Genomic DNA, 17591 nt, shown 5'->3' with positions numbered 1-17591 from the left:
TCCGCCCGATTCGGACGTTGCCCGATCCGGACGCAGCCCGGCCAGTCCGTGGCCGACGGGGCGGAACCCGATCAGGCGTACATACCCTCGATCTGCCCCGCGTAGTGCTCTGCGATCACGTGCCGCTTGACCTTGAGGGTCGCGGTCAGCTCACCCGAGTCCTCGGTGAAGTCGCGGGGCAGGACGACGAACTTCTTGACGCCCTCGGCGTGCGAGACCTGCCGATTGGCCTCGTCCACGGCGGCCTGGATCTCGGCGCGCAGCGCGGGGTCGGTGACCAGGTCCCCGGTCGGCCTGCCACCGTGTCCGTTCTCCGCCGCCCAGTTCTCGAGCTCGACCTCGTCCACGGTGACCAACGCGGAGACGAACCTCCGGGCCTCCCCGATGAGGACCGCGTGGCCGACGAGGCGATGCGCCCGGATCGCGTCCTCGACCTGCCCCGGCGAGACGTTCTTTCCGCCGGCGGTGACGATGATCTCCTTGGCGCGACCGGTGATCGTCAGGTAGCCGTCCGGGTCGAGCGAGCCGATGTCACCGGTGGCGAACCAGCCGTCGCGGATGGCCTCGGCGGTGGCCTCCTCGTTGTTCCAGTAGCGGTCGAAGACCAGCTCGCCGGCCAGCTCCACCTCACCGCTGTCCGCGATCCGGACGCTTGTCCCGGCCACGGGCCGGCCGACGGTGCCGATGCGCTGGCAGCCGGGGCCGTTCACGGTGGCGGCGGCGGTGCTCTCGGTGAGACCGTATCCCTCGTAGAGGGGCACGCCGACTCCGCGGAAGAAGTGCGAGATCCGGTCGGGCAGAGCGCCGCCGCCGGAGATGGCGTACTCGCAGCGGCCGCCGAGCGCCTCGCGTATGGCCTTGTAGACGACCAGGTCGAGAGCTTTGTACTGGACGGTGTGCAGGAGCGAGGGTCGGCGGGCGTCGTCCAGCCCGTCATCGCCGCGCAGCCGGCTGTGCTCGATCGCGATCGCCTCGGCGCGCTCGAAGATCCCGCTCTGCACCGCGCCCTTGGCGGCGGCCTTCGTGGCGATCCCGTCGCGTACCTTCTCGAAGACGCGTGGGACCCCGAGGATCATGTGCGGCCGGAAATCGGCGAAGCGCGGGAGGATGGTGGAGGTGTCGTCCCAGAAGCCGACGGTCGCATCACCCAGGTAGACGGTGTAGGTCACGGCGCGGGCGAGCACGTGGGCCAGGGGCAGGAACATGAGGACCTTCTTGCCCTGCTGCGCCATCGACCCGATGGGGTGGTCGAGCAGCCCGTGGCACTCCGACAGGAGGTTGCGGTGGGTGATCACGCAGCCCTTGGGCCGTCCGGTGGTGCCGGAGGTGTAGATGATCGAGGCGGGGGTGTCGGGTTCGACCGTGGCCACCGCCGCGTCGAGGGTCTCGGCCTCGACGGCCTCGCCGTCGGCCTCGAGGGCCTCGAGGGCGCCGTCGTCGAGGTAGAGGATCCGGGTGCAGGTGTCGGGGACGTCGGTCTCTCCGACGACGACGACGTGCTCGTCGTTCTCCGCCACGAGGACCTTCGCAGCGGAGTCGGCGAGGATCCATTCGAGCTGCCCCGCCGAGGATGACGGGTAGATCGGCACGGTGATGGCTCCGGCGGTCCACACGGCGAGGTCGACCAGCACCCATTCGACGCGGGTTCCGGCCATGAGCGCCACCCGGTCTCCGGGCTCGACGCCGGCCGCGATGAGTCCGGCCGCGATCGCGTCCACGCGCGCGACGAGCTCAGCGTTGGAGACGGAACGCCACCGGCCGTCGCCGTGGTGTTCGAAGGGGACCGCCCGCGGCTCCGAGGTGGCACGCCGTCGCGCCACCACCGGTATCAGGTCGGAACGGGTGAAAGTCCGCTGGGTGGGGACGGTGATCTCGCGCATGCAGGATGCGACCTTTCGGACGACGATGAAAATGGAGCGCGGTCCATTGTCGGCCCGTCGGACGGCTGCGGCAATCGGGGGACCGTTCCCTTGCGCACCCTCGTGCCGTGTCGCCCCATCACGTACACTCGCGGATAGACAGACCTGTTCATTCTTCAGAACGGAACCCACAAATGGCGAAGATCTACTCCGACATCACCGAGACCATCGGCCACACGCCCCTGGTCCGCCTCAACTCCCTCACCGACGGCCTCCAGGCCACCGTGCTCGCCAAGCTGGAGTCCGCCAACCCGGCCGCCAGCGTCAAGGACCGTATCGGCGCCGCGATCATCGACGACGCGGTCGCCTCCGGCGCCCTCAAGCCCGGCGGCACCATCGTGGAGGGCACGTCCGGCAACACCGGCATCGCGCTCGCCATGGTCGCGTCCGCGCGCGGGTTCAAGTCCGTCCTGGTCATGCCCGACACCATGTCGGTCGAGCGCCGCGCGGTCATGCGGGCCTACGGTGCCGAGCTCATCCTCACCCCGGGCTCCGAGGGCATGAAGGGCGCCGTGGCCAAGGCCGAGGAGGTCGCCTCCACCCGCGAGAACGCGGTCCTCGCCCGGCAGTTCGCCAACCCGGCCAACCCCGACGTCCATCGCCGGACCAGCGGCCCCGAGGTCTGGGAGGACACCGACGGCGAGGTCGACATCTTCATCGCCGGCATCGGCACCGGCGGCACTATCACCGGCGCCGGAGGCTACCTGCGCGAGCAGAAGTCGGACATCCAGATCGTTGCCGTGGAGCCCAAGGACTCGCCGCTGCTCACCGAGGGCAAAGCCGGACCGCACAAGATCCAGGGGCTGGGCGCCAACTTCGTCCCCGAGATCCTCAACCGGGACATATACGACGAGGTCATCGACGTCACCCTCGACGACTCGCTGCGGATCGCCAAGCGTCTCGGCACCGAGGAGGGCATCCTCGCCGGCATCTCCTCCGGCGCCAACGTGTGGGCCGCGCTCGAGGTGGCCAAGCGCCCCGAGAACGCCGGCAAGACCATCGTGGTGATCGTGTGCGACTACGGCGAGCGCTACGTGTCCACCATGCTGTTCGAGGACTACCGCGACTGATGAGCGACCCGACTCCGTCGACCGCGGACGCGCCCGCGGCGGGGATCCTGCGCACCCTGCGTGAGGATCTCGCCGCGGCGCGCGCCCACGACCCGGCGGCCCGGGGAGATGTCGAGAACGCGATCGTCTACTCCGGCCTGCACGCGATCTGGTCCCACCGGCTCTCCCACCGACTGTGGGTGGCCGGCGGGGCCGGCCGGTTCGCGGCCCGCGTCCTGAGCCAGTTCACCCGGTTCCTCACTGGGATCGAGATCCACCCCGGCGCCACCATCGGTCGACGGTTCTTCATCGACCACGGCATGGGCGTGGTCATCGGGGAGACCGCGGAGATCGGTGACGACTGCATGCTGTACCACGGGGTCACCCTGGGCGGCGTCTCGCTCAAGCACGTCAAGCGACACCCCACCCTGGGCGACCGCGTGACCGTCGGCGCCGGTGCCAAGATCCTGGGCCCCGTCGAGATCGGTTCGGACTCCTCGGTCGGCGCCAACGCCGTGGTGGTCAAAGACGCCCCCGCCAACTCGATCGTCGTGGGCATCCCGGGCGTCGCCAAGCCCGCCAAGGAGTCGAAGGAGGAGCTGCGCGACGCGCAGTTCTACATCGACCCCGCCATCTACATCTGAGCCCTCGCGGTCCGGGCCTGGCCCGGGCCGCGCGGCCGGGGATAGGATCGCCGATACCGCACCGCGGGATCGAGGTGACCTTGACCATGACGACGACGATGCGAGCGTGGGTGGTCCGCGAACCGGGACCACTCGCACAGGCGCCACTGGACCTGGTCGAGCTCCCCGTGCCCGAGCCCGGGCCGGGGGAGGTCCTGCTCCGCGTCCTCACGTGCGGGGTCTGCCGGACCGACCTGCACGTCGCCACCGGTGATCTCCCGGTCCGCCGACCGCGGGTGGTCCCCGGCCACGAGATCGTCGGAGAGGTCGTGGGTTCGGGGCCCGGATGCGTCCGCTTCGTCACCGGTGACCGGGTGGGCGTCCCCTGGCTGCGGGGCACCTGCGGGAGGTGCGGCGCCTGCCGGTCCGGACGGGAGAACCTGTGCGCCCGGTCCAGCTACACCGGATGGGATGCCGACGGCGGCTACGCGGAGTTCACCACCGTCCCCGAGGCCTTCGCATACGCCCTGCCCGACGGGATCGACGACGTCTCGGCCGCGCCGCTGCTGTGCGCGGGCATCATCGGCTACCGCGCTCTGAAGCGGGCGGCGCTCCCGCCGGGCGGCAGGCTGGGCGTCTACGGCTTCGGCGGTTCGGCCCATCTCACCGCGCAACTCGCCCTCGCGCAGGGGGCGGAGGTCCACGTGCTCACCCGGGGCGAGGGCGCGCGCCGGTTGGCGCTCGACCTCGGCGCGGCCTCGGCCGGGGACGCCCGCGAGCACCCCCGGTCCCGCTCGACGCCGCGATCCTCTTCGCTCCGGCGGGGGAGATCGTGCCGGCGGCCCTGGCGGCACTCGCCCCCGGCGCGACCCTGGCCGTGGCCGGCATCCACCTCTCCGACATCCCCCGGCTCGATTACCAGCGGCACCTGTTCCACGAGCGGACCGTGACCAGTGTGGAGAGCAACACCCGTTCCGACGGCGAGGAGTTCCTCGCCCTCGCCGAGCGCCTCGCCCTCCTCCCCACCACCCACGAGTACCGCCTCGACGAGGCCGACGACGCGCTGGCCTACCTGGACGCCGGGGACGTCCGCGGTGCCGGCGTCCTGCGCGTGGCCCACCGATCCACCGAACGGGGCGGCCTCCGGACTGCCGGGCCTACGGCTGACCGCGGCGGCGGCTGAACCCGGCACCGGCTAGCCTCTGCACCATGGGACGACGGACGAGTCGTCACCCCGCGCGGAGGATCATCGCCGGCAGTGACGTCAGACGTGAGGTGGCGACCCTCGCGGTGGAGGAGCCGCTGGAGGTCCGGCTCGGCGGGCGCCCCTACCTCGTCACGATGCGCACCCCGGGCGATGACATGGACCTGGCCGCCGGGTACCTGGTGTCGGAGGGGGCGATCTGGCACCGCGATCACCTCCCGGAGATCTGCTACTGCACCACGGTGAGCGGCCGCACCGAGCAGGACTACAACACCCTCACCGTGACCCTGTCCCCCGATGTCCCGGAGCCCCGATCCGTCCGTGCGACCGCCATGACCAGCTCCTGCGGGGTGTGCGGGGTCGACTCGGTCGCGGAGGTGCGCAAGGCGACCCACTTCCCCGCCGAGCCGGCCACCCCCCTGGTCGGGGCTGCGGTCCTGCTCTCCCTCCCCGACCGACTCCGCGAGGGCCAGATCGTCTTCGGCCGCACCGGCGGGGTCCACGCGGCGGCACTGTTCTCCCCCGACGGGGACCTGCTCTGTCTGCGCGAGGACGTCGGTCGGCACAACGCGGTGGACAAGGTGGTGGGCTGGGCACTGCGCGAGGGCCGGCTCCCGCTGCGCGAGACGATCCTGCAGGTCTCCGGGCGTGCCTCGTTCGAACTCGTACAGAAGACGTCGATGGCGGGGATACCGGTGATCTCCGCGGTCAGCGCCCCCTCGTCGTTGGCGGTGGACCTGGCCGCCGAGACCGGGGTGACGCTGGTCGGGTTCAGCAGGGGCGATCGCGCGACCGTCTACTCCCATCCGGAGCGCATCGGCAACTGATCCAGCACCGCGCGAACTCCCGGGCCGCGGCTGCGGAGCGCTGTGTTCGGGCGCACAATGGGGCGATGAGCCTTGTCCCTCGCATCCGGCGGTCCGCGCCCGTCGCCGACATCGACGAGACACGGATCCGGGTCGGCGAACCCGAGACCAGCGCGGCGGGCCTCAAGGCCGTCTCGGTGGCGCTCGAGCGGGGGATCTCGCAGGCCGGTGTGACCCGGACGGCGCGGGCGTTGGCCCGCCTCAACCACCGCGGTGGCACGGACTGCCCCGGGTGCGCCTGGCCGGAGTCCATCACCGGGCCGCGCAAGCCGGCGGAGTTCTGCGAGAACGGCGCCAAGGCCGTGGCCGAGGAGTCCACCACCCGGACCGTGACCCCCGAGTGGTGGGCCGCCCACCCGATCCGCGAGCTCCGCGACAAGACCGAGTACTGGCTGGGCAACCAGGGCCGGATCACCGAGCCGGTGGTGCTCAGGCCCGGCGATGAGCATTACTCGCCGATCGGGTGGCGGGAGGCGTTCGCCCTCATGGCAGAGCACGTCACCGCCACCTCGCCGGACCGCTGCGTGTTCTACACCTCCGGCCGGACGGCCAACGAGACCGCGTTCATGTACCAACTGCTCGCGCGGTCCATCGGCACCAACAACCTGCCCGACTGCTCCAACATGTGCCACGAGTCCTCCGGGTCGGCCATGACGCCCACGATCGGCATCGGCAAGGGGACGGTCTCGCTCGAGGACTTCGATCACGCGGACGTCATCCTCGTCGTCGGACAGAATCCCGGCACCAACCACCCCCGGATGCTCTCCACCCTCACCGACGCCCGGCGACGCGGGGCCCACGTGGTGGCGGTCAACCCGTTGCCCGAGGCCGGCCTGCTCGGGTTCGCCGACCCCCAGTCGCCCACCGGAATCGCCAAGAGCCTGGTCGAGGGCGGAGGCGAGACCGTCTCGGATGACTTCCTCCAGATCAAGGTGGGCGGCGACCTCGCGCTGTTCCAGGCCCTGGGGCACCTGCTGCTCCGGGCCGAGGAGGCCGCGCCCGGCACGGTGGTGGACCGCGACTTCATCGACACGTGCACCGAGGGCTTCCGGGACTACGCCGCCGCGCGTGCCGAGCTGGACTGGGAGACCACCGAGCGGGCCACGGGACTGCGCCGCGACCAGATCGAACGCCTGGCCACCCTGCTCGTCCACTCGCGGGGCACGATCATCTGCTGGGCACTGGGCCTCACGCAGCAGCCACACTCGGTGGACACCCTGCGCGAGATCGTCAACGTGCTGCTGCTGCAGGGCAACTTCGGCAAGCCCGGCGCCGGCGCCTGCCCGGTCCGCGGCCACTCCAACGTCCAGGGCGACCGGACCATGGGGATCTGGGAGAAGCCGGGCGCGATGTTGCTGGACGGGCTCGACGACGAGTTCGGCATCACCTCGCCGCGTGAGCACGGCTACGACTCGACGGAGACGCTCGAGGCGTTCGAGCGCGGTGACGTGGACGTGTTCGTCTCCATGGGCGGCAACTTCGCCAAGGCGTGCTCGGACACCGACGTCCTCGAGAAGGGGATGCAGCGCACCGGGCTGACCGTCCACGTGTCGACCAAACCCAATCGCTCCCACGTGGTCCACGGGCAGACGTCGCTCATCCTCCCGACGCTCGGACGCACGGACCGCGACGACCGCCATCCCGGGGGCGCGCAGTTCGTCTCGGTGGAGGACTCGATGTCGGTGATCCGCTCGTCCCAGGGGCGGCTGGAGCCGGTGTCGGAGCAGTTGCTCAGCGAACCGCAGATCGTCGCGGGCATGGCGGAGGCGATCCTCGGTCACGACCACCCGGTGGGGTGGCGCGCGATGGCGGAGGACTACGACGTGATCCGGGACCACATCGAGCGGGTGATCCCCGGGTTCACCGACTACAACCGGCGGGTGCGGCAGAAGTCCGGGTTCGTGCTGCCCAATCCGCCGCGCGACACCCGGTCCTTCGCCACCCCGTCCGGGCGCGCGCACTTCACGGTGTCACCGCTCGAGTGGCTGGAGGCGCCGGACGGGCACCTGATCCTGCAGACCATGCGGTCCCACGACCAGTACAACACCACCTTCTACGGTCTCGACGACCGCTACCGGGGCATCTCCGAGGGGCGTCGGGTGATCCTCGTGAACCCCGACGACCTGACCGCCCTGGGGCTCGAGGATCGCCAGCTGGTGGACGTGGTGAGCGTGTTCACCGGCTCGGACGGCGTGACCACCGAGCGCCGGGCGGAGAGGTTCCGCCTGGTGTCCTACCCGACGGCCCGCGGCTGCTGCGCGGCCTACTTCCCCGAGGCCAACAACCTGGTCCACCGTCAGAACGTGGCGCGGGAGTCCAACACTCCCGGTTTCAAGGCGGTGACCGTCCGGTTCGAGCCGCTCAGCGAGCGCTAGCGAGCGTAGCGGCGAGCAACCGGCGCAGAGGCGGAGCCCGGTTCGAGCCGCAGCGGCGCGCGCCGGTCCTCGGTCACCGTGCTGGCCGGAGTACGCCGTGCGGATCGTAGGCGGATCTGATCGCCGCCAACCGTGCTCGTTCGTCGTCGGGCCACAGCTGGTTTCGTTGCGCGGCGCCAAGCCGTCCGGCGAAATTGAGGAGCGCGCCGTCGGACCAGGGCGCGACCGCGTCCACCACCGCGGAGGTGTGGACCGCGGCGAGTTCGCCCAGCGGTCCGGCGCACACGCCGGCGGTGAACACGTTGAACGCGCTACCGCGACCGATGACAGAGTCGCTCGGGCCCTGCGGACAATCGAGCCTGCCACCCAGAAGGCGGATCTCGACAGTGGCCAGGGGACTGTCGACTTCCGGTCCCGCGACAGCGAGCACGGCGTCGACGGCGTCGGCCGGGAGCGATTCGGTGGTGGCGGAGGCGTCCAGAACCGCCATCGGCCCGACCGGATCCATGTGCACCCCATCGAGGGCGGGAATCGGCGTCCTTCCGACGGTATCCAGCAGGGTCGGCCCGGCGGCGCGCATGGGTGCCAGCAACGCGTCGCCGGTGGAGTCGTCGCCGAGGAAGGTGAAGCGCAGATGCACCACCGTCCTGCCCTGGAGCACCGGGGGCAGGTGAGGGTCCGGAGGGAGTCGCAGCAGTGCGATGGACGTTCCGGCGTCGTCGGGAAGGGTCGGAGCCCACTGTCTCCACAGGTGCAGGACGACGTGGGCGAGCGCACTGTCGAAGAACATCCCTCCACCGTGGAAGCTGCCGATGTCGAACAGGTCGAACTCCATCGAGGTCACGATCCCCAGACCGTCGCGTCCGCCACGCAGTGCCCAGAACAGGTCCGGTTCGTCAAGGCGGTCGACGCGTCTGAGCAGACCGTCAGCCGTCACCACATCGAGCGACCGGACGTGATCGGCGGCGTAACCCACCGTGCGACCGAACGGGCTGAGCCCCCCGCCGAGGGTGTACCCGACGACGCCGACGGCAGACGACGAGCCCACGGCACCGGTCAGTCCGTGCGGCGCGGTCGCAGCCAGCACGTCCCGCCACCGTGCCCCGGCCTCGACACGGGCGCGGCGACGGGCCGGGTCGACGTCGACTCGCGTCATCCGGTGCGTGGTGACGGTGAGGTACTGGTCGTCTCCCCCGCTGGGGCCGTGGCCGGTCGCGCGGACACCGACGCGGAGCTCGGCGTTCTGCGCGTGGCGGATCGCCGTGGCCACGTCGCCCGACGAACTCGCTCCGACGACGGCGACCGGTGCCGGTGCGACCGTCAGGTTGAACCCGGCGACCTCGTCGACGAAACCGGCGTCGGCAGGGGTGAGGACTGGACCGGCGAGGGCCCGCGCGAGCTCGGGTATCCCGAGGCGGGCTGACACGCGTGGTGGGGGTGGGGCGGTCGACATGGGGACTCCATGGTGAGTCATGACGGCTGGTGGGGTGTGGGTGCGAACAGTTCGTTGACCTTGGTCTGGTCGTAGAAGCCGATTACTTCGGTGATCCGGTCGTTCTCCACGTGCACGATCCAGCAGTAGTCGAGGGTGTAATCGGATCCGTTGACACCGAGTCCACCGACCCCGCGGAATTGCACTGTCGCCCAGTCGCCGTCGCCGAGGATTCGGACAACCTCCGCTCGTGGCCATCGTGCGAGGTGCTGATCGAGCGGCGTCCAGACGTTGTCGATGTACTGCTGTCTGCCGTGGAACGTCCCCGACACCGGGGACTGGCCCGTGGCCGTCCACACGAGGTCGTCGGCCAGTGCGTCGAGGAAGACCGAACCGTCGAAGCCTGACGCGGAGAGCCGATCGAACCAGTCGGCGAGGAAGTGTCGTGCGAGATTCATGTGCGCCACCACTTTCGGGTCAGCTGCCCCAACGCGAGGCCAGTGCATCGCGCTCGAGTCGGGTTTGAACGGGCGGGTCGCCGCGCTCGCGGAGCAGTTCGCCCGGGAGGGTGAACCGTGGAGCGTTGGCGGGGTCCCGGGCAGCCTGTCGACAGATCGCCTCAACCAGAGAGCTCGCCATGTCGAACCGCGGGTAGGCGCCGTGGATGACTCGAGCCTGCTCGTCGGACACTGCGGTGGGTGCCAGGCCCGGCCCGATGGCTCCGCCGAAGTCGGCGCTGACGCCTTCGCGGACGAGCACACACAGGGGACCTCTGCGCTCGGAGATCTGTGCGGAGGAATGGAGCGCTATTGCTTCCCACACGGCGTCCACCTCGGCCGCCGGCCAGCACTGCCCGGTGAGAAACTCGGCGGCGCGGTCGGCGCCGACGACCTCGAAACGTCCGGTGCGCTCGTCGTTTGAGGCGAGCCCGAGGTCGTGCAGGACACAGGCCATGAACAGCAGCCGGTCGTCATAGTCCGAGCCCTCGATGACGCCGAGATGCGCGGCGGCGATGCGCGCGAACAGGTAGGTCCGCACACTGTGGTTGGCGATCGATCTCGATTCGAGCCTGCTCATCAGGTCCAGGGCAGCGCGGAACTGCGGGATGTCCGCGATGGCGACGACATCCTCCGCGGTGCCGGCAGCGTACGGGGCGCGGTGCTCGGTCATCGTTCGAGAGTGGCGTAGTAATCGGCGATGCCGGCCTCGTCGCCCAGCGCGAGAACAGCACCGATGTAACCGTCGGGCCGGCAGAGGACATGGCCGCCGGAGGTCAGGCCCAGGCGCCGACCGACGGAATGGTGCGGATCGGCGACGACGGCGTCATATCCATCGACCGGCGAGGCGCCGTCCGCAACGAGGACGTGTCTGCGTCCGCCGACCGGGGGCGCAGGTGCTGCTGCGACACCGGCGACCGTCAACATCGTGTGTCCGGCAGCGTCCGCGAACAGGCTCCGGGTGATGTCCTGATTGACGTAGGGGAAGCGGTGACCGGCGGTGACGACGGCGCCGCGCGGGGCCTGGCGCCTGATGATCGGGCTGTGCGGGTATGCGACCGTCAGTTCTGCGAGGGTGTCGGCGAACCTCTCGGTGAGGAAGTGTGACCGCCCAACTACCGCGGCCGCAGTATTGCGGACCTTCCGCACCGGGCCGCGCAGGGTGCCGGCCCTGGTCAGTGCGCTGGTGAAGGAGATGACCTTCTTCGCGATCGGGTGGCGTTCGGTGTGGTAGCTGTCGAGTAGTGACTGCCCGCCGTCGCCGGAGACGGCGGCCGCCAACTTCCAGGAGAGGTTCGCCGCGTCCTGCATCCCGGTGTTCATGCCCTGTCCTCCGACGGGACTGTGGATGTGGGCGGCGTCGCCGGCCAGAAAGACCCGGCCGTGGCGGTACCGGGGGACCTGACCGTGCTTGACCTCGAAACCCGTCAGCCAGTGCGACCGGGTGATGATCACTCCCCCGATGCGGCGGTCGAGTATCTCCTGCAGTTCGGCACGCTCCGGCACGGCGCCGGGCGGGGTCACAGGTGCGTTGTGCAGTTGGGCGACGAGCCGCAGCCGGCCTCCCACCATCGGCAGGGCGATCACCGGCCCATCGGGGTGCAGGAAGGTGTGCATGTGCACGTCGCCGAGGTGATGGTGGGCGTCGACGTCGCCGAGCAGGAAGTGGTGTCCGTGGAAATCACCATCGGCGAGCTTGGTTCCCAGAAAGTGCCTGGTCGCGCTGCGGGCCCCGTCGGCGGCGACCACCCATCCGGCGTCGACGGTCTCCGTGTCGCCGCTGTCGGTGCGCACGGTCACCTGGACGCGGTCGGCGTCCTGTGTGAGGTCGACAACCTCCCGGCCACGTTCGACGCTCGCCCCCAGAGCCTCCAACCGGGTGGTGAGTACGCGCTCGGTTTCGGTCTGGGCGGTGATGAGGGTGAACGGGTAGACGCTGTCGATGCTGTCGAGCGGGACGGTGACCAGAGTCGATCCTCCGCTGACGATCTTCATCCCGGCGGACGTCACGCCGGTGGCGATGAGTTCCTCCGCGACGCCGAGTCGGTCGAGCATCTCGAGGCTCGCGGCGTGGACGGCGACTGCTCGTGACTGGTTGGTCGGTGCCATCAGTTTGTCGACGACGCGCACGGTGACCCCGCGCCTGGCGAGTTCGCACGCGGCCACCAGGCCGACCGGCCCGGCGCCGACCACGAGGACGGAGTCAGGGGTCGGGGGCGAGACACTCATGACGTGGTTCCATCAGGCTTGTCCGGCAGGGAATACATGACTCTCACGACGGTCCTTGATCGATGGCGCCCCGCCGAAGCCCGTGGTGTGGGGTACGGCGAGCTGTGTCGGTTGGGACAAGTCTGCGACCGAAAGGAGGCGCGATCATCGGTGCGGTGACGTACCTTTTCGTGCCACGCCTGATGGCATACGTGAGACAGGCGCGCGGGAGACAGGCGTGAGGGAGCTGTCTGATCAGCGCCCCGGGAGGGAGGTGCGTCCGCCGGCAACGTAGGCAGCCAGTTCGACACGGGTACGCAGGTTCAGCTTGGTGAGGGCACGCGAGATGTGGGTCTGCACGGTACGGGTGGAGATGAACAGGCGATCCGCGATCTCAGGGCCCGACAACCCAGATGCCACCAGCTCGACCACGGTGACCTCGGTTCGGGTGAGAGAACCCCACCCTTCCCGGGGCCGCTCGCGGACGGTGGCGGGATCCAGCCGCACCCCGTGGGGTCGCAGCCGGGAGATCACACGGGCACTGAGGGCGGGCGCGTGCATCACCTGATAGATCAGGAGCGCCGACCTCGCGTACCGACGAGCCGAGGCCCTGTCGCCCAGTGCGCCTGCTGCGCAAGCGGCCTCCTCCCAACCCGACGCCTCGGTGACGGCGTCTCCGCGGGTGCGGGCATCGGTGGCGCAGTGTGTCGCCGCGGCGACCACCTCCCCGCCGTCGCCGTTCTGACACATCACCGCGGCGAGGGCTACCTTCCCAGCACCCGCCTCGGGCACGTCGAAAGGCATCACGCCGAGAACCTCGACCACGTCGCGGGCGAGGTCAGCGTTTCCCGCACGCGCAGCGATCCGAGCGCAGTCCACCGCGAAGGTGGGGAGCCAGCCGTAGCATCCGCGTTCCGCCGATCGGTCCCAGCACCGGTGGGCGGCTTCCGAGGCAGGCCGCAGTTTCCGCCGCGCCTCGAGCAGCAGTGCGTGCGTCCGTGCGATCTCGGGCAGGCCCAGGAGGTCGGGGCGGCCACTGGCGGCGAACACTTCCAGTCGCAGGGCCGCCGAGGCGAAGTCGGAGCGATACACGTCGATGAGGGCACGTGTCCCTTCCCCGAGGGAGGTCCACCGTAGCTGTGAGGCCAGTGCCGGCTCGAGGGCGCTGTCCAACGTCGCGGCCGCGTCGTCGAGGCGTCCGCGAGCCAACTCGATCGAGCCTCTGACGAACTCGAGATACGAGGAGAGCCAGGGGATGTCTCGGTCGGATCGCTGTTGTAGCGCCCGGGTCAACAGTGCTTCCGCGGCGGACGGCCCGTGAAGGTACAGCTCGATCATCGGTGGCCATACCTCCACCGCCCTGTTCAGCTCGACGTCCGCGTCGACGTCTCCACCGAGTCGCGACGCTGTGAGCGCGGTATCGAGTGCCCCGGAGATGTCACCGGACACGAACCTACGCAGGGCCTCGGCCTCCATACCGATGGCGGATCCGCCGGCTCCCGACCTCTGCCGCGCCGGGACGGTCTCGACCCCCTCCATGAGATCGACGTAGAACCCGATGTCGTGCATCTGCGCGCGCGTCGCTTCGTCGACGGGGAGCTGAAGGGTCCGCTCGATCAGCTCGTGAACCGCAGCGGCGTCGGCGCGGTTGATCAACGTGAAGATCAAGATGCTGTGGAGCTTCTCCGCGGTCGCCGAGTCCACCGCCTCGCGGAGGCCCTCGGCCGCGACCTGCGCCGCCCGGTCCAGTTGCCCGGAACGAGCCAGTGCCGTCGCCAGCTGCAAAGCGATTGGTCTGGCGGAGGAATCGGCCGTGGACAGGCGTGAGGCGGTGTTGAGCAGATCGGCGGCCACCGCCGGGGCGTGCGCGAGTTCTCCGGTGGCGGCGTCGACAGCGGCGACCATCTCCGGGCCACGGGCCCCGGCCGCCATGTGGTGGTGCGCCGCCAGTTGACGGTCTCCGGCTGCGGTGTGATACCCCGCGATCGCCGAGTGGAGCACCGCCCGCAACGGCCGCGCCAGCTCGGAATACGCGACGTCGGCGTACATGTCATGGGTGAACGAGAGGGCACCGGTCACCGCCAGATCGACGACGCCCGCGTCGACAGCGGTGCGCACGGCCCCCACCAGTTCCGCTGGCGACTCCTCGCCTAGTGCGGCAAGGTCGCTCACCAAGGCAGTACCACCCCACACCGCCAACCTGTCCACCAGATCCCGGGACTTCTGGTCGAGCAGGGCCAGTTGGCTGCGAACGGACCGGTGAAGTGATGTATCCACCGTCGCCGTCTCGCCGAGCCCTCCACAGGGGTCGTGTTCCAGGTGGCCCCTGATTAGGGCGAGCGCGTGCATGGGATTTCCCGCCGAACGATCGGCGATCGCTCGTCGCAACCGGTCATCCCCGATCTCGCCCAGCTCCGCTCGGATGAGGTCGTCCATCTCTGCCGCATCCATTCGGGGCAACACCCATTCCCTGACCAGAGGTTGGACCGTCAACCTCCGGAGCAGCTCCCGCTCCGGCAGATGCCGTCGTGCGACGAGAATCGTCAACGGGAGGTCCCGTGCCGCCGCCGCGGCGCGGGCCAAAACCTCTAGACTGGCGGAATCGGCGTTGTGCGCGTCGTCCACGACCAGCAGCTGCGGTGCGTCCGCACACAGCGCATCGACCGCCGCGAACACACGATCGCCGAAGTCCGCCGGAGCGGGTGTGGGTGCGGCCATTTCCACCAGATCCGAGATGACCGAATACGGCTGACGCCACGACAACTCGTCAGCGGTGGACCAGCGGCCGGTGGTGTGCGCTTCCGCCACCAGCTCCCTCAGAGTGTGCGACTTTCCGCTGCCGGGACCCGCGGTCAGCACCAGGGTGCGGGGGCCCGTGCCGGTGGCGGCAGACCTCAGCGCGGCGCCCACCTCGTCGACCACCAGGCGGCGCGCCCCCGGCCGGCGCGACTGCATGGGCACGACAATAGGTCACGGGACCGGGCTGTCCGCCGCGATTAACACGAGTGACCGGGAACCGACGACCACGCGCCGTGCGGTTCGGGGCCTCGGACCCGGCACCCCTGGTTCAGCGGATGATGTGGTGTGGGACCAGGTCGCCGATGTTCAACGGGGGCAGGACCCGGACGCCGACCATGATCACGTCGCACAGCAACGCGGTGGGGGCGGCGGTGGTGCACACGTAGTTGTCCAGCTTGTCCCAGTTGTCGCAGTACCCTTCGAAGCACCAGGTCAAGCCGTCAGCAGACGGGCTCCACGGCGGGCCGGTCGGCTTGGGGTTGTTCACCGGGTCTGCGGATGCCATCCCGGTGGCGCCCAGTACCGTTCCCACGGCGAGTGCGGTGGCGGCCATCGTGCGCAGTGCGATCGTGTTCATGCTCGGACTCCGTTCCGACGGGCGAAGCGCTTCGGCTTCCGTAACTGAAACGATCCTTCGGCATCCATCGCGACACATCGTCGGTCACCAGACGTAGATATCCCTGCCATCCGGTCACGGGCGGTCGGGGCGGCGATCCGCCGGGCGCATGGTCAGAGCCGGTTTCGAGCATCACACGGGGGTAACCGCACACAGTTCAGGCGGGCATCAGCGCGTGCGCGCGCCGTCGCGCCCGCCATCCGCCCATGTGCCTGAACACCGGCGTGCACCGCCGCGCACGCGTGAGTTCAGGTTGAGGGGCGGGTTCTCCCGGGGCTGGCATCTACTGGAGCGCCTGCCGTCGAGGCGGGTTCGGGACCGGAGACGACCTCAGTATCCTCCGCAACAGCAGCAGCCGCAGCAGCAGCCGCAGCAGCAGCCGCATCGGCGGTCTCCGACTCACCGTGCGGGACGTAGCCCCGCCCGGGCGCCACGAACAGCAGCACCACCGCAGCGCCGGCCGCGACCAGCCCCAGCGCGAACAGTGCGTCGGAGATCCCGGTCACGAAGACGTCGGCGGCGGCATCGACTATCCCCTGGAGTGCCGGGCCGGCCACGGCGACGAACTCCACCGCTCCGGCGAAGGAGCTCTCGACCGCCTGCCGCCCGGACTCGGGCACGCCGGGCAGGACGTCGACGATCCCGGTGGCGTAGCGGCCGGCCAGGATGCTGCCCGAGAGCGCGATGCCGATAGCGGCGCCCACCTCGCGCATCGCGTCGTTGACGGCGGCGGCCACACCCTGTTCGTCGACGGAGATGTCGGAGACGATCGCCGAGGTCGCCGGCGCCGTCGATAGCCCCAGGCCCACGCCCGCCGCGAGCATCGGCCACATGATGTCCCAGTACGTGGAGTCGACGCCCAGCCGGGAGAGCAGGATCATCCCGGCCGCGATCGCGCCGACGCCCACCACGGAGACGACCCGCAGTCCGACCACGGCGGTGATTCGGGGCGAGATCAGCGAGAAGAGTAGAACCGGCAGGGCCATCGGGGCCAACGCCAGGGAGGCCGCGATCGGGTCGTACCCCTTGACCAACTGCAGGTACTGCACGATCAGCAGGAAGAACCCGAAGATCGTCAGGAACTGCATCCCGACGGAGATGGACCCCGTGGCGAAGCCCCGCCGGCGGAAGTACCGCACGTCGAGGAGGGGGTCGGTGGCACGGAGTTCGACCAGGACGAAGGCCAGCAGGCTCACCGCGGCCACGATGAGGGTGGCGACGACGAGGGGGTCGGAGAAGCTCGTGTGCGCGCCCTCGATGAGCCCGAAGACGACGCCACCGACCGCCAGCGCCGAGAACACGGACCCCAGCACATCCGGCCGACCGTGCCTGGAGGCCACCGATTCACCGATCGTGAGGGCGGCCAGGAGAACCAGCAGACCGATGCCGGAGTAGACCACGAAGATCGCCTTCCATGACCACACCTCCAGCATGACCCCCGAGCTGAGCAGGCCGACGATCCCGCCGATGCCCGCGAACCCGGCCCACATGCCCACCGCGGAGCCGCGACGCTCGGAGGGGAAACTGGCGGTGAGCAGCGAGAGAGTGGAGGGCATGACGAACGCCGCGCCCACTCCGGCCACCGCACGCAGGACGATCACCCACAGCGGCGAGTCCAGCCAGATGGGCAGGGCCGAGGACACGGTGAACAGGGCCAGCCCCACGATGAGGGTGGCCCGGCGGCCGAAGCGGTCGCCCAGCGCGCCTGCGGTGAGCACGAGCGCGGCGAGGGCCAGCGTGTAGGAGTCGACGATCCAGGTGAGCTGGGCCTGGGTGGCCCCGGTGGCCACGGCGATGTCCGGCAGGGAGGTGTACAGCGCGGACATCGTGGCGACGACCAGCGACACCGCCACGATGTTGACGAACAGGAGCCAGCGGCGCCGTCCGGTGGTCAGTTCCAGCACTTCGGCTCCCTGGGGTCGGAGGTGGCGACATCTCGAGAAACGATACCGCCGGTATCGGTCGGGTCACCACACCGTATCCCACCCGGGGCCGTCACAATG

Annotated in this window: 12 protein-coding genes and 1 pseudogene; 5 read left to right on the top strand and 8 right to left on the bottom strand. The window is 70.0% G+C overall.

The genetic code is table 11. The annotated features are described in order from the left end of the window. Positions 1 to 71 precede the first annotated feature (71 nt). Complete coding sequence (locus tag ABIE38_RS08750) at positions 72 to 1880, bottom strand: AMP-dependent synthetase/ligase (protein WP_354055432.1); 1809 nt, start codon at positions 1878 to 1880, stop codon at positions 72 to 74. Between the two features lie 173 nt (positions 1881 to 2053). Here ABIE38_RS08750 and cysK point away from each other — a divergent pair, with 173 nt between their 5' ends. The 5 genes and pseudogenes from cysK to ABIE38_RS08725 all read left to right on the top strand — a co-directional run bounded on the left by cysK (position 2054) and on the right by ABIE38_RS08725 (position 8036). Further along, positions 2054 to 2989 (top strand): cysteine synthase A, encoded by a 936-nt coding sequence (gene cysK / locus ABIE38_RS08745; RefSeq protein ID WP_179524173.1) that lies wholly within the window; start codon positions 2054 to 2056, stop codon positions 2987 to 2989. Continuing rightward, a complete protein-coding gene (gene epsC, locus ABIE38_RS08740; protein ID WP_354055430.1) occupies positions 2989 to 3612 on the top strand; it encodes a serine O-acetyltransferase EpsC in 624 nt (207 codons plus the stop codon). Before cysK ends, epsC begins: the two co-directional genes overlap by 1 nt. A 98-nt stretch (positions 3613 to 3710) precedes the next feature. Then, positions 3711 to 4705, top strand: a pseudogene (locus tag ABIE38_RS08735) (zinc-dependent alcohol dehydrogenase family protein); the annotation flags it as partial. Positions 4706 to 4800: 95 nt separating this feature from the next. After that, the gene (gene fdhD / locus ABIE38_RS08730) at positions 4801 to 5622 is read left to right on the top strand and encodes a formate dehydrogenase accessory sulfurtransferase FdhD (RefSeq protein ID WP_354055428.1); all 822 of its coding nucleotides are present in this window, start codon (positions 4801 to 4803) and stop codon (positions 5620 to 5622) included. Between the two features lie 65 nt (positions 5623 to 5687). Beyond that, on the top strand, positions 5688 to 8036 hold the full coding sequence (locus ABIE38_RS08725) for an FdhF/YdeP family oxidoreductase (RefSeq protein WP_354055426.1): 2349 nt from the start codon (positions 5688 to 5690) through the stop codon (positions 8034 to 8036). A 73-nt stretch (positions 8037 to 8109) separates the two neighbouring features. Here ABIE38_RS08725 and ABIE38_RS08720 read toward each other — a convergent pair whose 3' ends face one another. The 7 genes from ABIE38_RS08720 to ABIE38_RS08690 form a co-directional block, all read right to left on the bottom strand. Then, entirely contained in the window at positions 8110 to 9489 is a 1380-nt protein-coding gene (locus ABIE38_RS08720; RefSeq protein ID WP_354055424.1) for an FAD-binding oxidoreductase, read from the bottom strand. Positions 9490 to 9506: 17 nt separating this feature from the next. Beyond that, positions 9507 to 9926, bottom strand: a complete 420-nt coding sequence (locus tag ABIE38_RS08715; protein WP_354055422.1) for a nuclear transport factor 2 family protein — start codon at positions 9924 to 9926, stop codon at positions 9507 to 9509. 19 nt (positions 9927 to 9945) lie between these two features. Then, positions 9946 to 10638 carry an HD domain-containing protein gene (locus tag ABIE38_RS08710; RefSeq protein ID WP_354055420.1) on the bottom strand — a complete coding sequence of 231 codons (693 nt, stop codon included), beginning with the start codon at positions 10636 to 10638 and terminating at the stop codon, positions 9946 to 9948. Next, positions 10635 to 12194 (bottom strand): FAD-dependent monooxygenase, encoded by a 1560-nt coding sequence (locus tag ABIE38_RS08705; RefSeq protein ID WP_354055418.1) that lies wholly within the window; start codon positions 12192 to 12194, stop codon positions 10635 to 10637. Before ABIE38_RS08705 ends, ABIE38_RS08710 begins: the two co-directional genes overlap by 4 nt. A 234-nt stretch (positions 12195 to 12428) precedes the next feature. After that, positions 12429 to 15128: a helix-turn-helix transcriptional regulator gene (locus ABIE38_RS08700; protein WP_354055416.1), complete on the bottom strand. Its 2700-nt coding sequence runs from the start codon at positions 15126 to 15128 to the stop codon at positions 12429 to 12431. A gap of 112 nt (positions 15129 to 15240) precedes the next feature. Then, complete coding sequence (locus tag ABIE38_RS08695; RefSeq protein WP_354055414.1) at positions 15241 to 15549, bottom strand: hypothetical protein; 309 nt, start codon at positions 15547 to 15549, stop codon at positions 15241 to 15243. A gap of 287 nt (positions 15550 to 15836) precedes the next feature. Then, on the bottom strand, positions 15837 to 17492 hold the full coding sequence (locus ABIE38_RS08690; RefSeq protein WP_354055412.1) for an MFS transporter: 1656 nt from the start codon (positions 17490 to 17492) through the stop codon (positions 15837 to 15839). Positions 17493 to 17591: the final 99 nt, after the last annotated feature.

The organism is Dietzia sp. 2505 (genome assembly GCF_040546785.1).
Classification (GTDB): domain Bacteria; phylum Actinomycetota; class Actinomycetes; order Mycobacteriales; family Mycobacteriaceae; genus Dietzia.
Note: the sequence above shows the minus strand (reverse complement) of the source record. Positions and strands in the feature narration are given on the sequence as shown.